Raw genomic sequence first — 21,564 nt, 5'->3', positions numbered from 1 at the left:
GGAGCGGTTACTTGATGCCTGTCGTGGCGATCCCCTTGACCAGGTACTTCTGGCCGAAGAGGAAGACGATGAAGACCGGGATCAGGGACACGATCGACATCGCGAAGAGCGGGCCCCACGAGCTGTTGCTCGTGGCGTCGATGAACGTCCGCAGCGCGATGGGCACCGTGTACATGTCGGGCCGGGTCAGGAAGATCAGCTGGCTGAAGAAGTCGTTCCACGTCCAGATGAAGGTGAAGATCGCCGTCGTGGCCAGCGCCGGCAGCGACAGCGGCAGCATGATCTGCAGGAAGATGCGGCCGTGCCCGCAGCCGTCCAGACGCGCGGCCTCGTCCAGCTCCTTCGGCAGCCCGCGGAAGAACTGCACCATGAGGAAGATGAAGAACGCGTCCGTGGCCAGCAGCTTCGGGACGATCAGCGGCAGGAACGTGTTGATCCACTGCAGCTCGGAGAACAGGATGTACTGCGGCACGATGATCACGTGGATCGGCAGCATGATCGTCATCAGCATGATGGCGAACCAGATCGGCCGGCCGCGGAACTTCAGCCGGGCGAACGCGTAGGCCGCCATCGAGCACGAGACCAGGTTTCCCACCACGGAGCCCAGCACGATGATCGCCGAGTTGAGCAGGTAGTGGTGGAACGGGTGCAGCAGCGCGTTCCAGCCCTCGCCGTAGTTCGAGAGGTCGATCGCGCTGGGGATGAGGCTCGGGTCCCGGAAGATGATCTCGTTGGGCTTGAACGAGCTGGAGAGCATCCACAGCAGCGGGTAGAGCATGATCAGACCGAAGCCGATCAGCAGCACGTGCTTGAGGACCCTGCGGACCTGCGGACCGACCGTGCGTCGGCGCGGGGCGTCGGGGACCTGGGCGGCGACCTCGGACAGCGACCGGCGTTCCCGCACGGGCGGCTTCGTCGTCGTCTGGGTGGGTGCGTCGGGGCGCACGGGCGTGTCAGTCATCGTAGAAGACCCAGTACTTGGAGGCGAGGAAGTTGACGGCGGTCATGCCGGCGACGATGAGGAGCAGGAACCAGGCCATCGCCGAGGCGTACCCCATGTCGAACGACTTGAAGCCGTTCTGGTACAGGTACAGCGTGTAGAAGAGCGTCGAGTCGACCGGTCCGCCGGTGCCGCCCGAGACGATGAACGCCTGGGTGAACGACTGGAACGCCCCGATGAGCTGGAGCACCAGGTTGAAGAAGATGATCGGGCTCAGCAGCGGGATCGTGATGTTGAAGAACTGCCGCACCTTGGACGCGCCGTCGATCGACGCGGCCTCGTAGTACATGGCCGGGATCTGCCGCAGGCCGGCGAGGAAGATGATCATCGGCGCGCCGAACGTCCACACGTTGAGGATCATCAGCGTCCCCAGCGCGTAGTCCGGGTGCGAGACCCAGCCGTAGCCCTGGATGCCGAAGTACCCCAGGACCTGGTTCACCAGGCCGTCCGCGCCGAACACCTGGCGCCACAGCAGCGCGATGGCGACCGAGCTGCCGAGCAGCGAGGGCAGGTAGTAGACCGACCGGTAGATGGCCAGGCCCCGCAGGCCGCGGTCCAGCACCATCGCCAGCGCGAGGGCTGCCATGAGCTGCAGCGGCACGGAGATCAGCACGTAGCGCAGCGTCACGCTCAGCGACTGGAGCCAGCGGGGGTCCTCGAACATCCGCTGGTAGTTCTCGAGCCCGATCCAGCTCGGCGCCTCGAGCAGGCTGTAGTCGGTGAACGACAGGTACAGCGAGGCGAGCAGAGGAAAGGCCGTGATCAGCCCGAGTCCCAGGAACCAGGGAGCGAGGAAGATCGCGGCAGCCTTGCCGTCGCCCTTCCGCAGCTCGCGGCTCGCACCACGGGTCTTGGCGACCTCTTGAATCACGGACACGGTCGCACCTCCCCGTGCTGTGCCGTGGTGGACACCATCGTCGTCCTCCTGATCGTCGTCGATCGCGGTCGCCGGCCGGAGCGGCTGCTCCAGACCGGGAAACCGGTTGCTGCTGAGGAAGGTACCACAGGAGGAACCGGTTTCCCATGGTGTACCGTCATCTCCTGGACCGACCCCGCGTCAGGGCGTCGGCGGTAACCAGATCGTGATCCACGCGTGATCCACGCGTGATGCGAGGACGGAGGCAAAGATGCCCGGCGCGAAGACACGCCGTCCCGCGGTGACGATCGCCGATGTCGCGAGAGCGGCCGGCGTCTCCCGTGCGACGGTGTCGCGTGTGATGAACGGCCGCAGCACGGTCGACCCCACGATCTCCGCCCGCGTGCAGGAGGCCGCGATCGAGCTGAGCTATCGGCCGAGCAACGTGGCACGCAGCCTGTCGCTGGGGCGGACGACGACGGTCGCGCTGGTGGTCCCCGACCTCGGCAACCCCGTGTTCCAGCAGATCCTCGGCGGCGTCTCGTCGGCCGCCGGGGAGGACGGCTACCGCGTGCTCGTCGCGGACTCGGCCGAGGACCCGAGCTCCGAGGCGGCGATCGCCCGCGAGGCCCGCCACCGCTGCGACGCGCTCATCCTCGTCTCGCCGCGGATGCCCGACGCCGCGCTGGACGCGCTGCTGCCGGAGGTGAGCCCCGCCGTCGTCATCAACCGGGAGGTGGCCGGCGGAGCACCCAGCCTGGTCGTGGACTACGCCGACGCGACCGTCCAGGTCGTCGAGCACCTCGTCGAGCTGGGGCACCGCCGCATCGCCTACCTCGCCGGCCCGGCGGCGTCCGTCTCGGACGGTGCCCGACGGCGCGGCCTCACGCTCTGCTGCGAGCGCCACCCCGACCTGGATGTCGTCGAGCTCACGGCGGGCTCCGACATCGCGGCGGGTCACGCCGCGGCACCGGCCGTGCTCGCCAGCCGCGTCACCGCCGCCGTCGCCTTCAACGACCTCGTCTCGTTCGGGCTGCTCGCAGCCCTCAACGAGGCGGGCGTGGCCGTGCCCACGGACATCTCCGTGGCCGGCTTCGACGACATCGAGCTCGCCCGGTACGCCACGCCGGGACTGACCACCGTCGCCGTCCCCCAGGAAGAGCTGGGACGGCATGCCTGGAGGGAACTGCACGCCGTGATCGACAACACCGCGAGCGTCGCCGAGGCGACGCGATTCGGCGTCCGGCTCGAGGTGCGGGCGAGCACCGGGCCGGTCCCGCGCACCGCCGCCCGCGCCGAGACGCCGGCCGAGACGCCGGCGGCCCCGGCACCGCACGACTCCCCCGCGGGGGACGCCGAGCAGGCGCCCGCGTGGGCCCTGGAGAACGGGGTGCCGGTGCTGCGCCGCAGCGCCGACCACGTGGCCCTCTCCCGCTACGAGTCGGGCGCGGGGCTACCCTCGATCCACTCGCCGCGGCCCTACCTGCACCCGGTCCACTCGCTGGCCGGGGTCCCCCTCACCGAGTCGGGGCCGGTCGACCACCGGCACCACTACGGGGTGAGCCTCGCCGTCGCCGACGTCAACGGCACCAGCCACTGGGGCGGCCGCACCTTCGTGACCGACGTCGGCCCCACGCTGCTGCCGAACCACGGCCGGCAGACGTCGACCGGCACCGTCATCGACCCCCTGTCGCCGAACCTGCTGCTCGACAGCGTCGTGTGGACGGACGAGCACGGCGAGCCCCAGCTCGACGAGCGCCGCCGCATCGGCGCCCGGCTCCTCCAGGACGGCTGGGCCCTCGAGTGGCGCTCCACGCTGCACGCCGCGCACGGCCCGCTGGAGATCCGCTCCCCCGCCACGAACGGCCGCCCCGGCGCCGGCTACGGCGGGGTGTTCTGGCGGCTGCCGATCGCGGAGTCCACCCGGGTGCTGTCGGCCGACGGCGACGGTCAGGACCGGGCGCACGGGTCGACGTCGCCGTGGGTGGCCTTCGTCCAACGGCACCGGGACGCGCGCGGCGGCGAGCGCACCACGACGACGGTGCTCACCCAGACCTCGCCCGCGCGCCACTGGTTCCTCCGGTCGGAGGAGTACCCGGGGGCCTGCCCCGCCCTGGCCTGGGACACGCCGCTCCACGTCCCGGCCGGCGGCACCGTCGAGACCGGCGTCGTCGCCGCGCTCGTCGACCGGGAGCTCGACGCCGGCGAGGCGGCCGCGCTCGCCGCCGGCCTGCGCTGACGACCACCACCCACCCACGGAGAGCTCCATGACGAACGTTCGCATCGCCGTCGTCGGCATCCACGGACACGGCGAGAAGCACGTCGAGCACGCGCTCGATCTCGGCCGCGCCGGACGGGCGCGGCTGTGCGCCGTCGTCGACCCGCGCGAGCCCGCCGCGGGCCACACGGCGCACGGCACCGGGACCGCCTGGTTCCCGACCCTCGGCGACCTCCTGTCCTGCCCCGACCCGGACGTCCGACCCGACGTCGTGGTCCTCTGCACCCCCATCCCCACGCACCTGCCGCTGGCCAAGGCCGCGATGGAGGCGGGCATGGACGTGCTGCTGGAGAAGCCGACGACGGCGTCGCTCGCCGAGCTCACCGAGCTCGTCGCGATCAGCGACCGCACGGGACGGCTGTGCCAGGTCGGGTTCCAGACGTTCGGCTCGCACGCGCTGGACGCCGTCGCGGAGCTCGTGGCCCGCGGCGAGATCGGCGACGTCGTCGGCTACGGCGCCGTCGGGACCTGGGTGCGCGACGCCGCGTACTGGGACCGCGCGCCCTGGGCAGGGCGACGACGGCTGGACGGCCGCGACGTCGTCGACGGCGTCGTGACGAACCCGCTGGCGCACGCGGTGGCCACCACGCTGCGCATCGGCGGCGTGACGCGGGCCGAGGACGTCGCGTGGGTGGACACGGACCTGTACCGCGCCAACCCCATCGAGTCCGACGACACCTCCGCCGTGCGGGTGACGGCGGCCGACGGGACCCGGTACGGGTTCGGGCTGACGCTGTGCGCGTCCGAGCGGGGCACGGCGCACGTGCTGGTGCTCGGCACGCAGGGCGAGATCGAGCTCGAGTACGAGCACGACCGGCTGGTGCTCCGCAGCGGCCGCGTCACGATGGACAAGACGTACGGCCGCACCCCGCTGCTGGACGACCTGCTCGACGTCCGGGCCGCCGGCGACCCGGAGCGCAAGCTGTTCTGCGACGTGCGGGACACCGGGGCGTTCATGCGGGTGCTCGAGGCGGTGCGCACCGGACCCGACCCGCGCACCGTGCCCGACGACGCGGTCACCTGGGTGGGCACCGGCGACGCCCGGCGCCCGGTGGTCCGCGACGTCGAGTCGTGGTGCGAGCAGGTGGCCCGCACGCAGCAGACGTTCGCCGAGCTCGGCGCACCCTGGGCCTGACGCGCCGACCCGAGCACGCCGAGCACGCCGAACGTCCAGGTTCGGACCGGTATGAGGCGCATACCGGTCCGAACCTGGACGTTCGGCAGCTACAGCGAGATGCCGAGGCTGGCCACCGGCACCACCTGGCCGGTGGCCAACGACCGGTTGCCCGCCACGCCCACGGCGACCGAGCGCAGGCCGTCGCGCACCCCGGCACGCCGCTCCAGCGGATCGTCCGCGGGACCACCGGCCGACGACGGCAGGTGGCCGCGCAGCACGTCGCGCAGCATCGCCTCGTCGCCCTCGACGTGACCCTCCGCACCGGCCAGCGGCACCTCCACGGCGCGCCCCCAGTGCTGCTGGACGACGAGCCGCCCTCCGGCCCGGCGCGCCGTGCAGCACGGTGACGTGCCGTCGTCGGCCGGTGCGCCGTCGTCGTGCCGGGTACCCGGCAGGCCCGGCGTGGTGTGGCACCGCTCGACCACGTCCAGCTCTGCGCGGCCCCGCGTGCCGTTGATCGCGACGCGATAGCCCTCCCACGGGCTGTGCGCCGTGAGCGCGTACGTCATGGACGCGCCGGAGCGGTAGCCGACGAGCACGCTGAGGGTGTCCTCGATCGTGGCGCCCGGCCCGAACGGGTCCTGGTCGCGCCGGTAGCCGTCGGCGTGCGCGGCGTCGTGGTAGAGCGCACGCAGCTCCGGGTCGGAGGTGAGGTCGAGCGCGTAGCGCGACCCGCCGTCGCCGGCCGCCTCGCCGTAGAAGCGCAGGCCACCGCGGACGTACACGGACTCGGGGACGTCCTGCGTCCACCAGTTGACCAGGTCGAAGTGGTGGCTGGCCTTGTGCACGAGCAGGCCGCCGGAGGCCGACTTGTCCCGGTGCCACCGGCGGAAATAGTCGGCGCCGTGCGCCGTGTCGACCAGCCACTCGAAGTGCACCGAGACGACGTCGCCGACCCGGCCCTCCGCCACGACCTGGCGCAGCGCGGCGTTCTGCGGCGCGTACCGGTAGTTGTGCGCCACGGTGACCTCGCGGCCGCTGCTGCGCGCGGCGTCGAGGATGGTGTACATCCCCTCGGCGTCGATGGTCAGCGGCTTCTCGACGACGACGTCGGCGCCGTGGTGCAGCGCCGCGGCCACGTGGGCGGCGTGCGTCCGGTCGGGCGAGGTGACCACGACGACGTCGGGGCGCACGTCGTCGAGCATGCGGTCGACGTCCTGCGCGGCGTAGCGGGCCGGTGCGGCACCACCGGCACGCGCCCGGTCGGTGTGGAAGGCGAGCCGGTGCGGGTTGGTGTCGCACAGCGCGACGAGCTCGGCGACGTCGGCGTGCGCGTCCGTCATCGCGTCGACGTAGAGCCGCGCGCGGTGTCCGGTGCCGATGACGGCGTAGCGTCGCCGGGCCGTCGGTGACCCGTCCGGCGGCGCGGCAGTTCCGGCGGCCGGGCCCGGTCCGGCGGTGGCGGCGAAGGTGGCGGACGTCATCGTCGATCTCCTGGTTCGATAAGCGGGAAGCGCTTTCCCCCCTACCGTACCCCCACCGCGGGCAGGAGATCCACGGCTCTCGATCGGTGGACAGCCGTCGATCGCCTCCCCACGGCGGGGGCCCGGCGCTCGTGGGCAAGCGCTCGTGGGCCGGCGCTCGCGGTGGGTCAGGTGAGGTCGACGCCGAGGCCCAGGTCGGCCAGGCGCACCGGTTCGCCGGACTCCAGCGACCGGTTCCCCGCGTAGCCGACCCCGGACGCCCGCAGCCCGTCGAGGAACCCCGCCGCCCGGCCCAGCGGGTCGGCGTCGTCGCGGCCCACGAACACGTCGCTGAGCAGCAGCGCGTCACCACCGCCGTGCCCGCCGGCGCCGAGCGCCACGATCTGGCGCTCCTCCGCACGCTCCCAGTGCTTCTGCACCAGCAGGCGCTCGCCGGCCGGCCGCACCTCGTCGTCCGTGAACGCGTCCGTGAAGCTCGGATCGAGGATCGCCCGGCCGTCCTCGCCGAAGACCACGGAGCCGCGCTCGACGACCTCCAGCTCGGCACGCCCGCGCGAGCCGTTCACCACCACGCGGTACCCCTCCCACGGCGCCGCCGCGGTGAGCGAGTACGTGAGCATCGCCCCGCCCGCGTACTCCACGACCAGGCCGAGGGTGTCCTCGGTGGTGATGCCGGCGTCGAACACCGACCTGTTGCGCACGTAGCCGTCGTGCGCCTGCGCCTCCGGGCCGTACAGCTCGCTCAGGTACGGGTCCTTCTCCAGGTCCAGGGCCCACGGGTCGACGCCCCGGTCGTTGAGCGTCCTCTCGCCGGCGGTGGGTTCGTACCCGCGCGAGTGCGCGGCGTCGTCGCCGTAGAACCGGCGTCCGCCGCTCGCGAAGACGCGGGTCGGGACGTCGTCGATCCACCAGTTGACCAGGTCGAAGTGGTGGCTCGACTTGTGCACCAGCAGCCCGCCGTTGTTGACCTTCTCGCGGTGCCACCGGCGGAAGTAGTCCGCTCCGTGCACGGTGTCCAGCGCCCAGTCGAAGTGGACGGACAGGACGGTGCCGATCTCGCCCGAGGCGATGACCTCGCGCAGCGCGGAGTTGCGGGGCGAGTACCGGTAGTTGAACGTCATCGTCAGGTCGCGGCCCGTCTCGGCGACGGCGTCGGTGATCCGCCGAGCCTCCTCGGCGGTGGCGGCGATCGGCTTCTCGACGACGACGTCGGCGCCCGCCCGCAGCGCGCGGGAGACCAGGTCGGCGTGGGTGTTGTCGATGCTCGTGACGATGACGCGGTCGACCTGCTGCTCCGCGACGGCCTTCTCGAGGTCGTCCGGGCCGTAGACGGGGCGCTCGCCGCCCACCGCGGCGGCGACCCGGGCCTCGTGCACGGCGGCCCGGACCGGGTTGGGCTCGACCCACGCGACGATCTCGCCGGTGTCGGCGTGCGCGTCGACGAGGGCCGAGACGTACATCCCGGCGCGGTGCCCGGTGCCGACGACGGCGTAGCGGAGGCGGTCGGAGGTGGTGGAGGGCAACGTCGGACTCCTGTGTCTTCCGGTGACAGAAAGCGGTTTCCCACACTCTACCCGACGAGGTCCCGGGGCCGCCCTTGCTACCTCGCCGGGCGAGGTACTACCTCGGCGAGGGCGGCGCTACCTCGGCGTGCGGGGTACTACCTCGCGGTGGGGGTGAGCACCACCTGGCCGGCCCACGTGAACCCGCCCCCGAACCCGAACAGCAGCGCGGGCGCGCCCGCCGGCAGCCTCCCGGCGTGCCACCACTTGGACATGCCCAGCGGGATCGACGCCGCCGAGGTGTTCCCCGACTCCGTGATGTCGGTGACCACCACGCGGTCCTCGAGTCCCAGCGACTTGGCGAGCGGCTCGATGATCCGCAGGTTCGCCTGGTGCGCCACCAGCACCTCGATGTCGTCCAGGCCCAGCCCGGACGCCTCGACCACCCGGCGGGCCCGGTCCGCCGCCCGCGTGATCGCCCACTTGAACACCGCCCGGCCGTCCTGCGCGAACCGCCCGTCCGGCGCCTCGATGCGCACGGCGGGCGTGATCTCGGGCTCCGAGCCCCACACCACGGGGCCGACGGCGGGCTCGTCCGCCGCCTGCAGCACCACCGCACCCGCGCCGTCGGCCGTGAGGATGCAGGTGGACCGGTCGGTCCAGTCGGTGACGGCGGTGAGCTTCTCCGAGCCGATGACGACGGCGGTGCGCGAGGTCCCCGCACGGATCGCCTGGTCGGCCAGGCCCACCGCGTAGGCGAACCCCGAGCAGGCGGTGTTGACGTCGACGACGCCGGGCCCGACGACGTCGCGCAGGTCCGGCTCCTCCTCGCCCTCCGGCGTGCTCGCCCCGGGCTGCACGCCGGTGCGCAGCGCGTACGCCACCCTCCCGGCCGTGTTGGGCGAGCGATCAGCAGCCGTGGCCGTGGCGACGACGATCAGGTCGACGTCGTCGCTCGCCACCCCGGCGTCGGCGAGCGCGTGCTCGGCCGCAGCGGTCGCCATGTCCGCGACCGTGACGTCGTCGGCGGCGACGTGGCGGGTGACGATCCCGGTCCGGGACCGGATCCACTCGTCGTTCGTCTCGACGCGCTGGGCGATGTCGTCGTTCGTCATGACCTGGGCGGGCTGGTGGTGCCCGAGGCCGACGATGCGGGAGCCGGCAGCACCGGCGGGCAGCGTGAGCATGTCACCGATCATTCCACGCGACGGCGGGCGACGACGGCAGCAGGACGGCCCCGCGTCCCGGATGGGACGCGGGGCCGTCAGACGGCACTACCTCGGCGGTCGAGGCACTACCTCGGCGGTCACTTGACCTTGACCGTGACCTCCTTGCTGGTCGCACCGCCACGGGCGTTGCCCACGGTCATCTCGAAGGTGTGCTTGCCGGGCGAGAGCCCGTCGACGACGACCTCCACGGTCCGGGCGCCGTCGGGCAGCACGCGCGTCGCGACGGTCTCACCGTCGACGCGCAGCGTGGCCGACGTCGCCGGCCCGCCCTTCCTGACCGTCGCCGTCGCCGTCACCGCACCCGGCCCGGCCTTCTTGACCTTGAGCTTGACGTGGGCCGGGGCCTCGTCGACCACGACCTCGCCCGCCTCCGCGTCCGTGGTGTACGCCAGGCGCGGCGCGTCCGGCGTCTCCATGCCCTCGCCGATGAAGTACGAGGTGTGCGGCGGCTGGTTGTAGCCCGTGTTCTGCCAGGCCACGGCCACGCGGTACTGCGAGTCCGACATGAGCGTCCGCAGGCGGTGCTCGGTCGGGATCACGGTGGTCGCGATCCGCAGCGCGGTCGAGTCCTCGGTACGGGTGACGATCTCCTCGCGCCAGTCACCGAAGAGGTCCGCCTGCAGCGCCGGCGTGCCCTTGGTGCTGTTGTTCGACAGCGTGCCCTCGGCGCGGTAGATCTCGACCTCCTCGGCGTTCTCGTAGTCCCACTTCGAGATCGTCGGCACCCCGGTCGAGGTGTCGGCGTCCCAGTCGTGGTCGCCGATCTCCGTCAGCAGGTCCCCGTCCCAGAAGGTCAGGAAGTTCGCCGCCGGGATGCTCTCCGCGATGAGCTCGCCCGAGGAGGACATCAGCTGGCCCACCGGGGAGTCCCACGCGGCGTCGCCGCCGACGGCCCAGCCCTCGGCGCCGTCGTACCGCGGGTCGATGTCGCCCATGGCGGCACGGCCCGTGTCGACCTCGGCCGGGATCGACCAGATGATCTCTCCCGTCGCGGCGTCGCGGAACGTGGCGCCCCGCCCCTCGGAGCGGCCGATGTCCTCGTGCGCCGAGAACACCTCCTGCCCCGCGCGCGAGGGGTCGAAGTCCGACACGTGCTGGGCGTCACCGTGCCCGAGCCCGGTGTTGTACAGCACGGTGCCGTCGTCGTCGAGCGTCATCGACCCGTAGAGGATCTCGTCCTTCTGGTCGCCGTCGACGTCGGCCACGGCCAGGGAGTGGTTCCCCTGCCCGCGGTACTCGTCGCCCGCGACGTCGGAGTCGAACACCCACCGCTGCGACAGCTCGGTGCCGTCCCAGTCGAAGGCCGCGACGACGGTGCGCGTGTAGTAGCCCCGGGCGAACAGCATCGACGGCTGCTCGCCGTCGAGGTAGGCGGTCCCGGCGAGGAACCGGTCCACGCGGTTGCCGTAGGTGTCGCCCCACGAGCCGACGTCGCCGCGCGGCGGCACGTAGTCGATCGTGTCCAGCGCGACTCCGGACTCGCCGTCGAACACCGTGAGGTACTCCGGGCCGGACAGCACGTAGCCGCCGGAGGTCCGGAAGTCGGCCCGTGCGTCGCCGATCACGGTGCCGGCACCGTCGGTCGTGCCGTCGGCGGTCTTCATCGCCACCTCGGCCTTGCCGTCCCCGTCGTAGTCGAACACCTGGAACTGCGTGTAGTGGGCGCCGGACCGGATGTTGATCCCGAGGTCGATGCGCCACAGCTGGGTGCCGTCGAGCTCGTAGGCGTCCAGGTAGGTGTTGCCCGTGTAGCCGCCGCGCGAGTTGTCCTGCGCGTTGGACGGGTACCACTTGACGACGTACTCGTACTCCCCGTCCCCGTCGAGGTCCGCCACGGAGGCGTCGTTCGCGGAGTAGGTGTACGGCTGACCGTCCTTGGTGTAGGCGTCCTCCGGCTTGTTCAGCGGGATGTCCAGGGTCTGGGCGTCCCACACGGAGAGCTCGTCGGTGGCCCACCGCTCGACGCCGTCGACGACGGACGCGACCCGGTAGGTGGAGTCCGCCGACCCGTCGGCGTCGACCAGGTTCGTCGAGCCGGTGATCGGCTCGTCCGTGATCCGGCTGCCGTCGCGGTACACGTGGAACCCGATCGACTCCGGGTCGTCGCCCAGCATCCGCCAGCCGACGTAGACGCCGTCGGCGGACTGCGCCGCCACCGGCTGCCGGCCGATCCGCTCCGCCTGGCGCGACAGGTTCGTCACGGCGTCGGAGGTGACCGTCCCCGAGAGCTCGGAGACACCACCGGCGTTCACCGACGCCACGGCGTAGGTGTACCCGATGGTCGTGAGCACGTCGGTGTCGGTATACGCGGGCTCGGCGGCGCGGTCGATCAGGACCAGGTCACCCGCCTCGTCCTCGCGGTACACGTGGTAGAACAGCGCGTCCTCCACGGCCTGCCAGGTGAGGGAGACCTCGTTCTTGGCCACGTCGGTCACGGCGAGGCCCGACGGCGCCGCGGCCGTCGGGACGTCCGGGTCCACCGTGGTGAGCTCGAGGGCGTTGGAGGCGACCGACTCGTTGCCCGCGTCGTCCAGCGCGACGACGGTGTACGTGTACTGCAGGCCGACGTCCGCGGTGGTGTCCACGAACTCGGTCACCGAGGCCTCGACGTCACCGAGCGCGGTCGGCTCGGCGGCGCCGTCGGCGAGGCGGTACACGCGGTAGCCGGCCACGTCCTCGGCCGGCTGCCAGCTCAGCGGGACCTCGACGGCGGACCCGTCGATGGACACGTCGCCCGCGACGAGCTCGGTCGGGGCGTAGAGCAGCGCGGTGATCTCCAGGCCGTTCAACCAGCCTTCGGCGACCACGTCGATCGTGCCGTCCGTGACCACCACGGGCTGGACGATCTTGCTCGAGGTGCTGCCGCGCCCCGCGTTCGAGGAGCCGTAGTCGGTGCCCTCGATCGTCACGCCGAGGCGAGCGGTGCCGATGAGGTCGCCCCAGACGACCTCGACCGCGTAGGTGCCGTTCGGCACGTCGAAGCGCATCGGGTTGCCCGAGCCCGGCAGCAGGAAGTCACGCTGCAGGTCGTCGAGCGCACCGTCGCCCGTGCCGCGGTCACGACCGCCCGGGCCGGCGTCCGAGGTGAAGCCGTAGCCCAGCTCCTCGGTGTACAGGGTGTTCTGGTCGAACGCCGTGTAGCCGTCCTTGGTCGCGTTGCCCGCGAGCTGCACGTCGAACTTGAACAGCGGGGCCTTCGTCTCGATCGTCACGGTGGCCGACGGTGCGGAGTCGCCCGCGCCGTTGACCGCCACGACCTGCAGGTCGTAGGAGGTCCCGGCCTCCAGCCCGGTGACGTCCGCGACGCCGATCGTGGAGGTGGTCACGAGCTCGTAGGCCTCGTCGCCGTCGGCCGAGGCCTTGGCGAACACCTTGTAGATGTCCGCGCCCTCGACCTCGGTCCAGGTCAGCGTGGCGCCGGAGGCGGAGACGCTCCCGGCGACGACGCCGGCCGGGGCGGCGGGCACGTCGGCCGGCGGCTCGGCGTCGACGACCTGCTCGGCGAGCGGGACGTCGAGCTCGGCGGTGTCGAGCGCGACCAGGCGGGCCATCTGGATGGCGCCGTACTCCTGGAAGTGCGTGTCGTCCGTCGTGCCGTCCGGGCGGTTCGGGTAGACCCCGGCCGGGACGTGCAGGAACACGCTCTTGGCGGCCTCCGGACCGATCTCGTCCAGGTACGCCCGCGACGAGGCCGACAGGTCGACGAGCGGGGCACCCGTCGCGGCGGCGACGTCGGTGGCGGCCTGGACGTAGTCCGGGAACGACACGTTGAACTGGCCCGTGTCCGCGTCGAACGAGCGGCGCGAGACCGGCGTGACGATGATCGGCTGGGCGCCACGCTGCACGGCACCCTCGACGAAGGTGTGCAGGTACCAGTAGTAGTCGCCGGGGGCGGCCCAGCGGTCGTCGACGCCGTAGCTGTTGTCGTTGTGCCCGAACTGGACGTAGAGGTAGTCGCCCGGCTTGATCTGCTTGAGCACGGTGTCGAGGCGGCCCTGGCTGATGAAGTTCTTCGAGGACCGGCCGCCGATGGCGTGGTTGTCGACCACGACGTCGTCGGACAGGTACCGCTCGATCATCTGGCCCCAGCCGGCCTGCGGCGCCCAGTACGGGTCGTAGGTCTGCACGGTGGAGTCACCGGTGACGAACACGGTGGGCTGGTCGCCCGCCTCACGGGCGTCCGCGCGGGTGATGGTCAGCGCGTTGAGGTTCGCAGCGCTGCCGGTGACGTCCAGGTTGAGCTGGCCGTCCACCAGCGCGATGTCGAACTGCATCTCGAGGTACTCGCCGGCGGCACGCTCGGTCTGCTGGACCTTGGCCATCTGCTCGGCGGTGATCGCGATGTCGGTGGCGCCCTCGGCGTCCCCGGCGACGAGGTCGACCGTGTAGTCGCCGTTCGGCAGGTCGACGACGAGCTGGCCGCCGTCGGTCGTGACGAAGTCGCCGCGCAACGCGTTCGCCCCGCCGTTGTCGGTCGCGGTCACCACGGAGGCGTCGACGAACCCGAGACGGTTCTCGGCGGTGTAGGCGGTGTCGGCGTCGACCCCGACCGCGCCGTCGGCGACGGCACCCGAGCCGAGGTCGATCTGCAGCGTGCCGTCCTCGGGGAAGGTGGGCTCGGCGGCCAGGGTGCTGACCACGGGTGCGGAGGGTTCGGTGGTGCCCTCGGCGGTCACGGCGAGCGCGCGGTAGTAGTGCACCGCGGAGGTGTCGACGTCGGTGTCGGCGAAGAACACGTCGCGCGACCCGGTGCGGGCGATCTCGGTGTACTCGCCGTCGACGGCGTCGCTGCGCGTCAGCACGTACCCGGTGGCCCCGGCGACCTCGTTCCAGCGCACCACGATCTCGTCGCTGGTGGCGTGGGCGATGCGGACGTTCGCGGGACCGGCGGCGCCGGTGGTGCCGCCGTCGTCCCCGCCGTCGTCCCCGCCGTCGCCGGAACCGTCGTCCCCGCCGTCGTCCCCGCCGTCGCCGGAACCGTCGTCCGGGACCTCGGTGATCACGAGCCCGTTGACGTAGCCGTAGCCCTTGCCGGTGATGCCGAGGTTGAGCTGGCCGTCGGCCACCTCGGCCGTCAGCGTGCCGCTGCTCGTCTGCTCGGCGTCCGCGGTGATGTTCGTGCCCTCGCCGCCCTCGGGGGCGACGGTGGTGCGCACGCTGGAGGTGCCGGCGAGCGTGTCGCCGGTCCAGACCTCGACCTCGTAGGTGCCGTTCGGCACGTCGACCGCGAACTCCCACGCGTCACCGAGCACGAAGTCGCCGGTCATCGGGTCCACGTCGGTGGACCGGTCGCGGGAGGCGGGGCTGCCCGAGGTGATGCCGAACCCGGCCTCCTCGGAGTACGCCGTCGACTCGTCGACGCCCTGGTACCCCTCGGCGACCGGGCCGCTGGGGGTGCCGAAGTCGAAGGACCAGGTGGCGGGGTCGCCCTCGGCGGCCGCCGCGACGCCGGGCGCGAACGGCAGCACGAGGGCTGCCGCGGCCGCGCCGGCCACGAGGGATCGCGCACGGGTGGGTGGTGGTGTGGTCGTACGGTGCCGGTAAGCGCTTTCACGCCCGGCATGCGGAAGCCTGTCTGGCTGCTGCACGGTTCACCTCGTCGTCTCGTCGTTGAGTCCGGTCTGGGCCGGGGACGCGCCCCTCGTCGGTGAGGTTTGTTGTATGGATTTAATGAATGGATTCAAACACGCGTCGTCGTCATGATGCCTGGTCGTCGGGCCGATGTCCAGGCCGGGCCCGGGCACCGCCCGGCACAGGCGGTAGCGTGGCCCACCGAGAGCGGCGACGTCAGGGAGGACCGGATGGCGACCGACCACCGCCCCACGCTGGCCGCCGTCGCCCGCGCGGCCGGGGTGAGCCTCAAGACGGCGTCGCGGGTCATGAACGACGAACCCCACGTCGCGCCGCGCACGCGCGAGCGGGTCCGCTCCGTCGCGCGCGATCTCGGCTTCCGCCGCAACGCCGCCGCAGCCGACCTGGCGCGCGGCGGGAGCGCACCGCTGGTGGGCTTCGTGACCGCTGACATCGCCAACCACTTCTACGCCTCGATCGCCGACGGGATGGAGCGGGCGCTGCGGGGCAGCGGCCACCAGCTCATCACCGCCAGCTCGGACGAGGACCCGGCCCGGGAACGCCGGCTCACCGAGGCGCTCCTCGAGCGGCGGGTCGCCGCGCTGGTCGTCGCGCCGACCGGCGACGACCACCGCTACCTCGCCCACGAGGTGCGGCACGGACCGCCCCTCGTCCTGGTGGACCGGCCGGCGGCCGGCATCGACGCGGACACCGTGGTCATCGACAACGCCGGCGGCGTGCGCCAGGCGGTGGACCACCTCGTGGCGCACGGGCACCGGCAGATCGGGCTGGTGACCGACCACGGGCACCTCTGGACGGCCCGCGAGCGCCGCCTCGCCTTCGTCCGGGCGATGGCCGAGCACGACCTGCTCGTCCCGGACCGGTGGATCCGCGACGGCGCCCACGACGCGGCCGCGGCGCAGCGGCTCGTGACCGGGCTGCTCGACGACCCCGCCCCGCCCACGGCCCTGCTGACCTCGAACAACCGGATCACCGCCGGCGCCCTCCGCGCGCTCCACGCCCGGCGCGCGGCCGGGGGCGACGTCCCGGCGCTCGTCGGGTTCGACGACCTCGAGCTCGCCGATCTGCTGGGCGTCACGGTGGTGGCCTACGACATGGCCGAGATCGGGCGCCAGGCAGCGTCCTTGGCCCTGGAGCGGACGGTGGACCCGACGCTGCCGGCACGGCTGCGGACGGTCGCCACCCGGCTCGTCGCCCGGGGCTCCGGCGAGCACCGCAGCGGCGCTTGAACCCCGGTCATCCAGCATGAGACTCTCACCACTCGGTATGACACCGCTGTCAGAGCGCACGATCGAGGGGATCCGCACGCCCCGGGGAAAGGACTCCAGATGGCCCACGACGAGGCACGCACCACGAGCGCACCCGAGACCGCGCGCTGGCGCGCCGAGGAGGTCCGGCGGCTCCTGGCCTTCGGCGCACCGTCGGTCGACGGGTCCGACGGTGCCGCCTGGCTGGACGACGACGGCCGGCCCGACCGCGGCCAGCCCGTGCACACCTGGATCACGTCGCGCATGGCCCACACCTTCGCCCTGGGCGACCTGCTCGGGGTCCCCGGCTGCGGCGAGCGCGCCGACCGTGCCCTCGCCGGTCTCACCGGCGCCCTGCACGACGACGAGCACGGCGGCTGGTTCGCCGCGCGCGGCCCGGGTGACGCCGTCGACGGCACCAAGGCGGCCTACGCCCACGCGTTCGTCGTGCTGGCCGCGGCGTCGGCGTCCCAGGCCGGCCGGGCAGGTGCGGGCACGCTGCTCGACGAGGCGCTCGGCGTGCTCGACGAACGCTTCTGGGAACCCGGGGCCGGTCTGCTCGCCGACGAGTGGGACCGCGCCTGGACCACCCTGTCGCCCTATCGCGGCATCAACGCGAACATGCACGGCGTCGAGGCCCTCCTGGCGGCCGCGGACGCGACCGGCGAGGCCCGGTGGCGCGACCGGGCGGCCCAGGTCGTGGACCGGACCGCGTCCTGGGCGGCGAGCAACGGGTGGCGGATCCCCGAGCACTTCTCGGTGGACTGGACGCCGGACCTCGAGTTCAACGCCGACCGCCCGCACGACCAGTTCAAGCCGTACGGCTCCACGCCCGGGCACGGCTTCGAGTGGGCACGCCTGATGCTGCAGCTCGACGTCGCCGCCGAGCAGGTGGGACGCCACACGGACACGGCCGTGCAGCTCTTCGACCGGGCGCTGGCCGACGGCTTCGACGGCACCGGGTTCGTCTACACCGTCGACTGGACCGGCAGCCCCGTCGAGCGGCGTCGCTTCCACTGGGTGGCCGCCGAGGCCGTGGCCGTGGCGGAGGTGCTCGCCGTCGTCACCGGGGCGTCCCGGTACGCCGAGCAGGCGGCGGCCTGGTGGGCGCTGATCCGCGAGCGGTTCGTCGACCCCGAGCGCGGCTCGTGGCACCACGAGCTCGACACCTCCGACGAGCCCGCCGGTGAGGTCTGGGCGGGCAAGCCGGACATCTACCACGCGGTCCAGGCGCTGCTCATCCCGGACCTTCCGTTGACGGGCTCCCTCGCCGAGTCGGCGCGACGAGCGGGTCCGGGCACGATCTGACGGCGCTCAGCCCGCGGCCAGCCCGGCCTCGCGGTAGAACCCCACGATGTGCTCGCGGGTCGCCCGCTCCGCGCGGTCCGCGTCGCCGGCGGTCACGGCGTCCAGGATCTCCCGGTGCTCGGCGCACAGCCGCCGCGCGGTGTCCGGCCACGAGGGCAACCCGTCGATCCCCCGGGCCACGTAGTCGTGGACGGCGCTGCGCAGCCCGGTGAGGATCGCCTCGACGAGCTGGTTGCCCGCTCGTCGCGCGACGGCGAGGTGGAAGTCCTGGTCGAGCCGGACGAACGCGTCGACCGCGAGCCCGGGTGCCGACATCTCGCGCACGAGCCGGTCGGCCTCGGCCGCGGGGTCCGGCCCCGCGTCCGGCCCCGCGTCCGGTGCGGCGGCGCCCTCGGGGCGCGGGGCGTGCGCCGCCTCCCGCACCGCCCAGGTCTCCAGCGCCACGCGCGTCGCCACGACGTCGTGCACGGGCAGCGTGCCCGAGGCGACGTGCAGCCGGACGGCGGCGCCGAGCCCGGCCGCGGGCCGGTCGATGACGGTGGCCCCGGCGTCGGGCCCGGACCCCACGGCGGTGCGGATGATGCCCATGGCCTCGAGGATGCGGAAGGCCTCCCGGACGGAGGGCCGCGAGACGCCCAGGTCCTCGGCGAGCGCACGCTCGGCGGGCAGCCGCTCCCCGAGGGCCCAGCGGCCCGCGGCCAGGTCCGACTCGATCCGGGCGAGGACCTTCTCGTGGGTGCGCACGTCCCGATCCTAGCCAACGTGGTCTGACCACACCCGCACCGGTGGGCTACAGTGGTCGGACCACACCCCGGACCAGTTCCCCGCAGCCCCGCCGAAGGAGTCGGACGTGCGCATCGCCCTCGCCGCGACCTGCATCGCGGACACCATGTTCCCCGGCGCGCCACGCGCCACCGTCCGCCTGCTCGAACGCCTCGGGCACGACGTCGTCTTCCCCCGCGGCCAGGCGTGCTGCGGCCAGATGCACGTCAACACCGGTTACTTCGACGAGGCCGTGCCGGTCGTGCGCAACCACGTCGAGACCTTCGCCCCGGTGGCCGACGGCGAGTGGGACGCCGTCGTCGTCCCCTCCGGGTCGTGCACGGGGTCCATCCGGCACCAGCAGGCCATGGTCTGCCGCCGTGCCGGGCTGGACGACCTCGCCACCACGGCCGAGGCCGTCAGCGCCCGGACCTACGAGCTGTCCGAGCTCCTGGTGGACGTCCTGGGGCTCACCGACGTCGGTGCCTGGTTCCCGCACCGCGTGACCTACCACCCGACGTGCCACTCGCTGCGGATGCTGCGGGTCGGCGACAAGCCCCTGCGGCTGCTGCGCGCCGTGGCGGGCATCGACCTGGTCGAGCTCCCGGGCGCCGAGTCGTGCTGCGGGTTCGGCGGCACGTTCGCGCTGAAGAACGCCGACACCTCCGGCGCGATGCTCGCCGACAAGACGGCGAACGTCCGCGCCACCGAGGCCGAGGTCCTCACCGCCGGCGACTACTCCTGCCTGATGCACATCGGCGGCGGGCTCTCCCGCCAGCGCGCCGGTGTCGGCACGCTGCACCTCGCGGAGATCCTCGCCTCGACGCGTGAGGAGCCGACGGAGCTACCTCCCGCGCGAGCCGCCCGACAGCCCGCCGACCGCCGGACGGAGGTGGCCCGATGAGCACGTTCCTCGGCCTTCCCGGCCTGCGGCGTCGCGAGGCGACCTCGCCCGAGGGCGGTGACCCGACCGAGCCGTGGGGCGCCGTCCCCCACCCGGACGAGCCGTTGCGCTGGGGCGAGTCCTTCCCGGCCGCGGCGAAGCACACCCTGAAGAACGAGCAGCTGCGGCGCAACCTCGGCCACGCGACCGCGACGATCCGCGCCAAGCGGGCCGCCGTCGTCGACGAGGTTCCCGACTGGGAGGCCCTGCGCGACACCGGCTCCGCGGTCAAGGAGCAGGTCATGGCGCAGCTGCCGGACCTGTTGGCCCAGCTCGAGGAGAACGTCACCGCACGCGGCGGCGTCGTGCACTGGGCGCGGGACGCGGCCGAGGCCAACCGCATCGTCACCGAGATCGCGCGGGCCCGGGGCGCCGACGAGGTCGTCAAGGTCAAGTCGATGGCCACCCAGGAGATCGGGCTCAACGAGCACCTGGCGGACGAGGGCATCGCCGCGATCGAGACGGACCTGGCGGAGCTGATCGTGCAGCTCGCCGACGACATGCCGTCCCACATCCTCGTGCCCGCGATCCACCGCAACCGCGCCGAGATCCGGGACATCTTCCTGGCCCGCATGGGCGACGCTCCCCCGGACCTGTCCGACGTCCCCCGCGAGCTCGCCATGGCCGCCCGGGCGCACCTGCGCCGCAAGTTCCTCTCGGCGAAGGTCGCGGTGTCCGGCGCGAACTTCGGCGTCGCGGACACCGGGACGCTGGCCGTCGTGGAGTCCGAGGGCAACGGGCGCATGTGCCTGACGCTCCCCGAGACGCTCGTGACGGTGATGGGCATCGAGAAGCTCATCCCCACGTACACCGACCTCGAGGTGTTCCTGCAGCTCCTGCCGCGATCGTCCACCGGCGAGCGCATGAACCCCTACACCTCGTTGTGGACGGGCGTCACGCCCGGCGACGGCCCGCAGGAGTTCCACCTGGTGCTCCTCGACAACGGCCGCACCGACGTGCTCGCCGACTCCGTCGGGCGCGCCGCGCTGCACTGCATCCGCTGCTCGGCCTGCCTCAACGTGTGCCCCGTCTACGAGCGGGTCGGCGGGCACGCCTACGGGTCGGTCTACCCCGGCCCGATCGGGGCGATCCTCACGCCACAGCTCACGGCGTCGACGGGCGGCGTCTCCGGCGCCGACGACGTCAACGCCTCGCTCCCCTACGCGTCCACACTGTGCGGCGCCTGCTACGACGTGTGCCCGGTCAAGATCGACATCCCGTCGATCCTGGTGGACCTGCGCGCCCGCGAGGTCGACGCCGACCGCGGCAAGCACAAGGTCGACCCGTGGAAGGCCGCCATGAAGGCCGCCTCGTGGGTGATGTCCGACGGCGGCCGGTTCGGGCTCGCGGGCCGCGCGGCCACGCTCGGCCACGGCCTGGGCGGCCGGGACGGGGTGATCTCGAAGGCCCCGCCGCCGGTGTCCGCCTGGACCCGGGAGCGGGACCTGCCGGCTCCCCCGACCGAGACGTTCCGGCAGTGGATGGCCGAGCACGAGCAGGACGGGGGCGAGCGATGAGCGCGCGCGAGGACGTGCTGCACCGGGTGCGCGCCGCCCTCGGCGGCTCCGGCGTGGGCACGACGGCGGCCGGGAAGGTCGGCACGGCGCCCGCGCCCGTGGAGGTGCCCCGGGCCTACCGCGCGGCGGGCGTCCACGGGGCCGGCTCGGCCGAGGTGCTGGAGCAGCTCGTCGACCGGCTGGTCGACTACCGGGCCCACGTGCGGCGGGTGGCGGCGGACGACCTGCCCGCCGTGGTCGCCGAGACGCTTGCCGAGGCGGGTTCCGTCGTCGTGCCGCCCGGGCTCGACGAGGCGTGGCTCGGTGACCTGCCGCGCGACGTCGTCGTCCGTCGGGACGCTCCCGACGCGCCCCTGAGCGCGCTCGACCTGGACGCGACCGGCGCGGTGCTGACCGCCGCGCGGGTGGCGTGCTCGGAGACGGGGACCATCGTGCTGGACGGCGAGCCCGACCAGGGGCGCCGCGCGATCTCGCTGGTGCCGGACGTGCACGTCTGCGTGGTGCGGGCCGACCAGGTGGTCGAGACGATCCCCGAGGCGGTGCGGATCCTGGCCCCGCATGCCGAGCGACCGCAGACGTGGATCTCGGGACCGAGCGCCACGAGCGACATCGAGCTGGACCGGGTCGAGGGCGTGCACGGCCCGCGGACGCTGCACGTGCTGCTCGTCGCCTGATCCACCCTCACCACCCGAAACGCTGTGGGTGCACGACACGCCGCCCGGCCGTTCG

General features: G+C 72.9%; 14 protein-coding genes. 7 read left to right on the top strand and 7 right to left on the bottom strand.

Annotated elements, in window-relative coordinates; all coding sequences use genetic code 11:
• Positions 1-7: 7 nt before the first annotated feature.
• Both MWU57_RS09025 and MWU57_RS09020 read right to left on the bottom strand, forming a co-directional pair.
• A complete protein-coding gene (locus tag MWU57_RS09025; RefSeq protein ID WP_106264867.1) occupies positions 8-961 on the bottom strand; it encodes a carbohydrate ABC transporter permease in 954 nt (317 codons plus the stop codon).
• Positions 954-1,877, bottom strand: coding sequence for a carbohydrate ABC transporter permease (locus MWU57_RS09020; RefSeq protein ID WP_106264865.1), 924 nt, complete (start codon positions 1,875-1,877; stop codon positions 954-956). The genes MWU57_RS09025 and MWU57_RS09020 overlap by 8 nt, the downstream gene beginning before the upstream one ends.
• A gap of 250 nt (positions 1,878-2,127) precedes the next feature.
• Here MWU57_RS09020 and MWU57_RS09015 point away from each other — a divergent pair, with 250 nt between their 5' ends.
• Entirely contained in the window at positions 2,128-4,095 is a 1,968-nt protein-coding gene (locus tag MWU57_RS09015; RefSeq protein WP_281495478.1) for a DUF6807 family protein, read from the top strand.
• Between the two features lie 28 nt (positions 4,096-4,123).
• Positions 4,124-5,269, top strand: coding sequence for a Gfo/Idh/MocA family protein (locus MWU57_RS09010; protein WP_246908845.1), 1,146 nt, complete (start codon positions 4,124-4,126; stop codon positions 5,267-5,269).
• 89 nt (positions 5,270-5,358) lie between these two features.
• Here MWU57_RS09010 and MWU57_RS09005 read toward each other — a convergent pair whose 3' ends face one another.
• From MWU57_RS09005 to MWU57_RS18070, 4 genes are all read right to left on the bottom strand, one after another.
• Entirely contained in the window at positions 5,359-6,735 is a 1,377-nt protein-coding gene (locus MWU57_RS09005) for a Gfo/Idh/MocA family protein (RefSeq protein WP_246908844.1), read from the bottom strand.
• Between the two features lie 167 nt (positions 6,736-6,902).
• Positions 6,903-8,258, bottom strand: a complete 1,356-nt coding sequence (locus tag MWU57_RS09000) for a Gfo/Idh/MocA family protein (protein WP_246908843.1) — start codon at positions 8,256-8,258, stop codon at positions 6,903-6,905.
• Between the two features lie 137 nt (positions 8,259-8,395).
• A complete protein-coding gene (locus MWU57_RS08995; RefSeq protein WP_246908842.1) occupies positions 8,396-9,424 on the bottom strand; it encodes a 3-oxoacyl-[acyl-carrier-protein] synthase III C-terminal domain-containing protein in 1,029 nt (342 codons plus the stop codon).
• Positions 9,425-9,543: 119 nt separating this feature from the next.
• Positions 9,544-14,961: a fibronectin type III domain-containing protein gene (locus tag MWU57_RS18070; RefSeq protein WP_308221163.1), complete on the bottom strand. Its 5,418-nt coding sequence runs from the start codon at positions 14,959-14,961 to the stop codon at positions 9,544-9,546.
• 306 nt (positions 14,962-15,267) lie between these two features.
• On the opposite strand from MWU57_RS18070, the gene MWU57_RS08980 reads away from it, so the two are divergent.
• On the top strand, positions 15,268-16,287 hold the full coding sequence (locus MWU57_RS08980; RefSeq protein ID WP_246908841.1) for a LacI family DNA-binding transcriptional regulator: 1,020 nt from the start codon (positions 15,268-15,270) through the stop codon (positions 16,285-16,287).
• Between the two features lie 99 nt (positions 16,288-16,386).
• The gene (locus MWU57_RS08975) at positions 16,387-17,613 is read left to right on the top strand and encodes an AGE family epimerase/isomerase (protein WP_246908840.1); all 1,227 of its coding nucleotides are present in this window, start codon (positions 16,387-16,389) and stop codon (positions 17,611-17,613) included.
• Between the two features lie 6 nt (positions 17,614-17,619).
• Here the strand turns inward: MWU57_RS08975 and MWU57_RS08970 are convergent, their stop codons facing one another.
• Positions 17,620-18,357, bottom strand: coding sequence for a FadR/GntR family transcriptional regulator (locus tag MWU57_RS08970; RefSeq protein WP_246908839.1), 738 nt, complete (start codon positions 18,355-18,357; stop codon positions 17,620-17,622).
• A gap of 106 nt (positions 18,358-18,463) precedes the next feature.
• Here MWU57_RS08970 and MWU57_RS08965 point away from each other — a divergent pair, with 106 nt between their 5' ends.
• From MWU57_RS08965 to MWU57_RS08955, 3 genes are read left to right on the top strand one after another with little or no spacing between them, the layout of a single operon-like run.
• Positions 18,464-19,279, top strand: coding sequence for a (Fe-S)-binding protein (locus tag MWU57_RS08965; RefSeq protein ID WP_106264851.1), 816 nt, complete (start codon positions 18,464-18,466; stop codon positions 19,277-19,279).
• On the top strand, positions 19,276-20,835 hold the full coding sequence (locus MWU57_RS08960) for a LutB/LldF family L-lactate oxidation iron-sulfur protein (RefSeq protein ID WP_246908838.1): 1,560 nt from the start codon (positions 19,276-19,278) through the stop codon (positions 20,833-20,835). Before MWU57_RS08965 ends, MWU57_RS08960 begins: the two co-directional genes overlap by 4 nt.
• Positions 20,832-21,509, top strand: coding sequence for a lactate utilization protein C (locus MWU57_RS08955; protein ID WP_246908837.1), 678 nt, complete (start codon positions 20,832-20,834; stop codon positions 21,507-21,509). The genes MWU57_RS08960 and MWU57_RS08955 overlap by 4 nt, the downstream gene beginning before the upstream one ends.
• Positions 21,510-21,564: the final 55 nt, after the last annotated feature.

Source organism: Isoptericola sp. S6320L, from assembly GCF_023015685.1.
GTDB lineage: Bacteria > Actinomycetota > Actinomycetes > Actinomycetales > Cellulomonadaceae > Isoptericola > Isoptericola halotolerans_A.
Note: the sequence above shows the minus strand (reverse complement) of the source record. Positions and strands in the feature narration are given on the sequence as shown.